At 60.8% G+C, this 6279-nt stretch carries 4 protein-coding genes; 2 read left to right on the top strand and 2 right to left on the bottom strand.

Annotated elements, in window-relative coordinates:
* Positions 1-32: 32 nt before the first annotated feature.
* Positions 33-941 carry a tetratricopeptide repeat protein gene (locus tag NZK35_RS29040; protein WP_259636032.1) on the bottom strand — a complete coding sequence of 303 codons (909 nt, stop codon included), beginning with the start codon at positions 939-941 and terminating at the stop codon, positions 33-35.
* Positions 942-1428: 487 nt separating this feature from the next.
* On the bottom strand, positions 1429-2469 hold the full coding sequence (locus NZK35_RS29035; RefSeq protein ID WP_259636031.1) for a ferrochelatase: 1041 nt from the start codon (positions 2467-2469) through the stop codon (positions 1429-1431).
* 550 nt (positions 2470-3019) lie between these two features.
* Between NZK35_RS29035 and NZK35_RS29030 the strand changes: the two genes are divergently transcribed.
* Together NZK35_RS29030 and NZK35_RS29025 are read left to right on the top strand one after the other, a co-directional pair.
* Positions 3020-3673, top strand: a complete 654-nt coding sequence (locus tag NZK35_RS29030; RefSeq protein ID WP_259636030.1) for a sigma-70 family RNA polymerase sigma factor — start codon at positions 3020-3022, stop codon at positions 3671-3673.
* Positions 3673-6231: a protein kinase domain-containing protein gene (locus tag NZK35_RS29025; protein ID WP_259636029.1), complete on the top strand. Its 2559-nt coding sequence runs from the start codon at positions 3673-3675 to the stop codon at positions 6229-6231. The genes NZK35_RS29030 and NZK35_RS29025 overlap by 1 nt, the downstream gene beginning before the upstream one ends.
* Positions 6232-6279: the final 48 nt, after the last annotated feature.

Here is a 6279-nt window from a genome sequence, read left to right as displayed (position 1 = left end):
CGCGTTAGCAAGGGGCCACGCAGCGCCACTCGTTAACGCGTCCTCGTGACCGACCAGCCTTCCGGCGGATCGGGCAGCTGAAAGGCCTCGTGGTGGGCACGCTGCGCTCGCTCGACCCAGACCAAGGTTTGCTGGTGCAGCTTGGTCGGCTTCATCCGAACAGCTCGACTGGCCAAGGATCTGGCCTGTCCAAACTCTTGTTTGGCCACCGCCGCGATCGCCAAATTGTGCACCGCAACGGATGAAAACGGATATCGCTGGTAAACCTCTTGCCAGATCGCTTCCGCCTCACCCCATCGGCCGGCGACCGCCAAGGCGTTGCCGCGTCGAATGGCTTGCGTGCCGGGCAGCAAGTAGGGGATTTCCAACTGCACACGTTCCCGCACGACCGACGGTGTGATCAGCGGCAGGGTTTCACGAACGAGCGCCGATTGCAATGCCACATCCTTGTCGGCGGCCAACGCCAAATCAGGGTATCGCTTGAGTGCGGATTCCAATTCCACCACGACCGGTTTGCCCACTGGCCGACCGTCGGTCTGTGCCTGGACGTCAGTGCTGACCGGCATCAAACGCCAGGAAACGGTCAACCGATTGCCCGCTTCGGTGATCGATCGGGGACGCCGGTCCGGCAAAATTTCGCCGCGCAAAATGAAGTCGATGTGTCCTTGCTGAGCCTTCTTGGCCAGCGCCAGATCGCTTTCGTCGTCGGCGTTGTACGACACCAGGGAAACGCCTTGGTCAAAGCCCGGCGTCGATTCGCTGATCGCTTCGGCGGAAACCAAGCGGGTGGAACGACCCGCGTCGGCGGGAGCGGCCTGCAGCAGTTTCTCATGAATCGGCGTGGCCAGTTCCTGGGGGCCGACGATCTTGGGAACCATCACCGAATGACCCACCGTGGAACGCAACGTCGGTGGCGACCAAACGTGAATCGGGGCTCCCATGCGACAGCCACCCAAAGACGTGAAACACGCAACCAGGACGGCGCAACGGGCGAGTGAACGAACGCAATGAACTGTCATCCCTGACGCGATAAGTAATCCGTGTGACGTAAGTCAAGAGCGACTCGGAGTTTGCCCAGAGCTTCGCCGCGACCGCCCCGCAGTCGCGAACCGAACGTCTTTCCGACTTCCGCTAACTCCTCAAATGTCCACGTAAGTGGCATCGGGCGCAGTCGCCCGGTCGGGTCAACCGCTAAACCACTAGTGCTTCGTCAATATTTAATCTTAGGGTACCTGACCCGAATGGCACGGGCATAAGCGTTGGTGTGCAGGCTTTAGCCCAATACCGCTGCGTAGCAGCGACCGGGAATCGCCTAAAGGCTAGACACCAACGGTTGCTGAATCCCATGTTACGAATGCCCGTGCCATTCGTACCTGCCCCCTTTTCCGCTCGACCAACTCAACCCGAACATTTAGCGCGGCCAACGCACTAGCTGGCCCGCGACGGGGGACGCCGTGGTGTGTAGAGGCAGCAATCGGACGGGCAGACATCGTGCCATGGACCCAAAGTTCCGGCCGCGTCCTTCTGCTGGCGAAGCCCGATTCGCTCTTCCACCAGTTTGCGAATCATGCTGACAAAGCCCGCACTGACGCCCGGGGTTGCGGCACGGCTCATCTTGATGCCACGCTCTCGGCACAACGTCGCCGCTTCGTCATCCAGATCGTACAGCACTTCCATGTGATCGCTGACAAAGCCGATCGGGACGATCACCAAGTGCTGCCGCTTTTCTGCCTCGTCCATTTCGGCGATCGTGTCACACACATCCGGCTCCAGCCAGGGCTGCTGTGGCGGGCCGCTGCGGCTCTGGTACACCAACCGCCACGACGCGACGCCGGCCGCCTCGGCGACCAATCGCGACGCTTCATTGAGTTGCGTGACGTAGTCGCAGTTGTCCGCCATCCCCATCGGGATGCTGTGGGCGGTGAACAACACGGTCGCCGCCCCCGGTTCGGTTTCAAGCTCGGCGAGCGACCGGCGAACGCTGCTCGCCATCGTTTCGATGAAGTCCGGGTGATTGAATCCCATCCGCACCTTTTCCACCAACGGGGCTCCCTCGCCGACCTCCTCCTGCGCCGAGATGATATTTTCGCGGTACTGACGGCAACCGCTGTAGCAACTGAACATGCTCGTGAAAAACGCAATCGCCCGTTTGCACCCGTCTGCCTTCATCTGCCGCAAGGTGTCGGGGAACAAGGGATGCCAGTTCCGATTGCCCCAGTAAACCGGCAAATCAATTCCGTTGGATTCAAACTCGGTCTTGATCGCTGCCAGCAGCTGGCGGTTCTGTTCGTTGATCGGGCTGACGCCGCCAAAACTCTTGTAGTGCTCGGCAACCTCCAGCATCCGCTCGCGCGGCACATTTTTTCCCCGCAACACATTCTCCAAGAAGGGCATCACGTCCTCAGGGCCTTCCGGGCCGCCAAAGGAAACCAACAGAAACGAATCGTAGGGCAAGTCTTGGTCAGACATCGATGGGATAAGTTCTCGGATGCGAAATGAAACCGGCGGGACATTCTCCCCGATCGTCAATCCAGATGTCAGAGGGGGATGTCGGGCGTTGCATCGATGACCCGGCCGATCGCCAGCCGCAGGGGGAAGCTCAACCCACAAGTGACGCCGCTGGTCTGACGCCGCTGGTCTGACGCCGCTGGTCTGACGCCGCTGACCAGCGGCCAATGCCATCTACTTTCGCTCTAAAGGTGTTAGCGGAACGGCGCGAGCGGGCTGTCGATTTAGTCGATGTTCCGAAATCAACGTGATCATGCCAGGCGCGACGCGTGAGCGAGGGGCGCCGCGTGGCCCCTTGCTAACGCGTGCGGGCTTAAATCGACAGGCCGCTGGCGACGGGCCGCAAACATTTGAGAACATTTTCGCCGTCCGAGCAGTTACACTACTCGGATAAGTTACATTGGGGGGTGGGCGGTCATCCGCCGAGGATGTCGCAGGATCGAGCTCTCTCGTTGTAGGGGGAGGATCGGTCGCGACGGACGCCCGAGTCGCTGATGCCGTAGCCGGAAAGATGCCTTCAGTCACCGATTTAATTAGCCGCAGCCAAGAGGGAACCGAAGGCGATACCGACCGTCTGTTCTCGGTGATGTATGATGACCTGCGCCGACTGGCAGGCCGATTCCTACAGAACGAACCGCTGCGAAACCGACTCAGCAGCTCGTCGCTGGTCCACCAGGCCTACATGCGGATGGTCGACCACTCCAGGATCAACTGGCAGGGCAAGACGCATTTCTTTGCGATCGGTGCCACCGTGATGCGACGGATCTTGGTCGATCACGCCCGCAAGGTTCAATCGTTGAAACGCGGCGGTGGCTGGGAGCGCCGCCAATTGCACGACGATGTCACCTTTCAGCTCAATCGAGACGACGATGTCGTCGCCTTGGATGATCTGCTGGAACAACTCGCCCAACTGAACCCCCGACAAGCCAAAATTGTCGAATTGCGTTTCTTTGGCGGCATGACGATGCGTGAGATCGCCGCGGAAATGAAACTGGGACTCCGCACCATCGAAAAGGAGTGGGCGATGAGCCGCGCCTGGATGCGACGCGAGTTGCGACGTGACAGCGAGGAAGCCGAGGAAAACGAGGAAAACGAGTCCTCCGCCGAACCGGGCACCGACTCCCCTGTTTCTCCTCCCGCGGCAACGGAACCCGAGACGACTTGATGAATGCGGAGCGTTACGCGCGGGTCCGTGAACTATTTCTAGCCGTCGACGACCTTCCCACCGACCAGCAGCACGCGTTTCTGGTCTCACAGTGTGGCGACGACCAGACGCTGATCGACGAAGTGATGTCCTTGCTGGACGAGCACGACCACGAATCGGCTCGGCTGGAAGGCAACTCGGCCAAGCAACCGGCGATTCCGCCCGCCTTGGCAGAACCAACGCCCCCCGAATCCGCCGCTCAAGGCACCGACGGTCATGCGGCAACCGCCAACGCGCCGTTCTTGCCACCGGGCCAACGTGACTCGACAAGCGGCGCGTCGTCTTATCTCTCCCATCCGACGCCCGCGACGAGTGGTCGCCAACCGAAGCGTCAGACCTACAAGAGCGGTGTTGGAAAATCGAAATCTGGTTCGATCCCCGCCCCGTCCAAATCGGCGCAAGTGACCCAGCAGAGTTCTCAACGAACCCACGCCTCGCCGCGGTATCGGGACGAAGAGCCGCCTGCCCGGCGGCGCCCCTCGGCCGGGATCTGGCAGACCCGGGCGACAAAACATCGGCGTTTCAATGCCGGCTGGTTATGGCTGGCCACCATCTTGCCGACCGCACTGATCGGATGGTGGACCTACACGAACGTGGAAGCGAGTCTGCGCCGATCGACCGCAAATGAATTGTCCGGCGTGGCCGATGCCGTCCGGATCAGCGTCGATCAATTCCTGGACGATCAATCGCGACTGACCGAATCGTGGACGCGTCACCGCGAGCTGCGGGATGCGATCATTGCCCTGGTGCAGACGAGCGAACAAGATGATTCGGTCGATGCACTGCGTGATGCCCCCGGCGCGAAACAAATCCGTGCGGCACTGGTCGCCCAGTCCAAACAGCCGGACATCAAGTATGTCGTCTGGGATCGTACCGGAAAGGTTCTCGCCAGTTGGCTGGTCGACGGAGCCGACGTCGGAGGCAACGTCGCGCCGGACGGGGCGGCCAACCTGGCCCGCGCGATGCGTGGTGAAACGGTGTTGTTCGGCCCCGAAATCTTGATCGCCGACGAGAGTGGCGTTCAACCCGAAACCCGTTTGCCGGTGATGGCCGAGATCCTCCCGATTCGTGATGACAACGGGCGCGTCGTTGCCACGATCATGATTCGGGGCTTCGGCATGTACGACGCGTTGGACCGGATCTTTCGCGAAGCCTCCAACGCCGGCGGGCTGGACGTGTATGCCGTGAATGCCAACGGCATAATGGTCACCAACAGCCCCCGCGCGGTTGACTGGTTGACACTCGACGCGTCCGACAACGACTCGGTGTCCTGCCGATTGAGAGTCTCCGATCCGGGCACGTCCGCAGCGTCCGCCGCCCAACTGGCAGGTCTCGTTCGACGCACGCAGCCGCTGACCTACTCCGTCGCGGCGGCTTCGTCGGGACAATCCGGATCTCAATTGGCCCCCTATCGCAACTACGCCGGCATGGACGTGGTGGGCGGATGGCGTTGGGTCAATCGATGGAATCTGGGCATCGTGGTGGAACGCACCGCCCCCTCGGCATTTGCGACCGCACAAACCGTTTCGCTGGGATTCGTCGCGTTGGGAATCATCCTGACCTTCACCGCAATGACCGCCGCCGGACGGATCGCCAGACGAACCGCCATCGCCCAGGCCGCCGTCCACCCCTTGAGCCGCTATGAGTTGATCACCGAATTGGGCAGCGGAGGAATGGGCGTCGTCTATCGCGCCAAACATGGACAACTCGGTCGCGATACCGCGTTGAAGGTGTTGCGCGGTGACCGCGACAACTTGGAAGACAGACTGCGGTTCGATCGCGAAGCCAAACTGGCCGCGTCACTGAGCAATCCGCACACGGTCACGATCTATGACTACGGCCGGGGCGACGAAGGCGAAGCGTATTGCGTGATGGAGTTTTTGAAGGGAATCACGCTGTACGACGTCGTGGCACGCAGCGGGTTTCAGCCCATCGGACGGGCGCTGTTTATTCTCCGCCAGGTCTGTGACTCGCTCGGCGAGGCTCATAAGTTGGGCCTGGTGCACCGCGACATCAAACCTCAGAACATCATGCTCTCCCTGGACGCCTCCGTCGGTGACTGGGCGGTCGTGTTCGATTTCGGCTTGGCCAAACCGCTGCAACCCGACGCCGATTCCTACCAGACCGCGGAAACGATCTGGGCCGGAACACCGATGTACATGGCGCCTGAACGCTATCGTGAACCGAATAACATCGATCCCCGTTCAGACATCTATTCCGTCGGCTGCATCGCTTATTTTTTGCTGTCGGGCCGTCCGCCGTTCATCGAGTGTGACCCGGAATCATTGTTTGCGTTGGTACTGACCGAACAACCGATCAGCATCGGCGTGCATCGCGACCAAGACGTCCCCGAGCCGATCGTCGCGCTGGTCAAAAAGTGCATGGCCAAAAGCGTGGAAGATCGCTTCTCGACGATCGACGAATTGGCGTTGGAACTGGACCGGCTGATCGCGATGCATCCCTGGTCGGTCGAAGAAGCAAGGTCCTGGTGGCGAATCCACGGATCGGAAGTCGGCTAGTTCTGTGTCAGCGTCAAATGTTCGAGCCTGCGTTTGTCGAGCGGAAAA

The organism is Stieleria sedimenti (genome assembly GCF_025060895.1).
Lineage (GTDB): Bacteria > Planctomycetota > Planctomycetia > Pirellulales > Pirellulaceae > Stieleria > Stieleria sedimenti.
The sequence above is the reverse complement of the archived record's forward strand: the minus strand, read 5'-3'. Positions and strand labels throughout refer to the sequence as shown.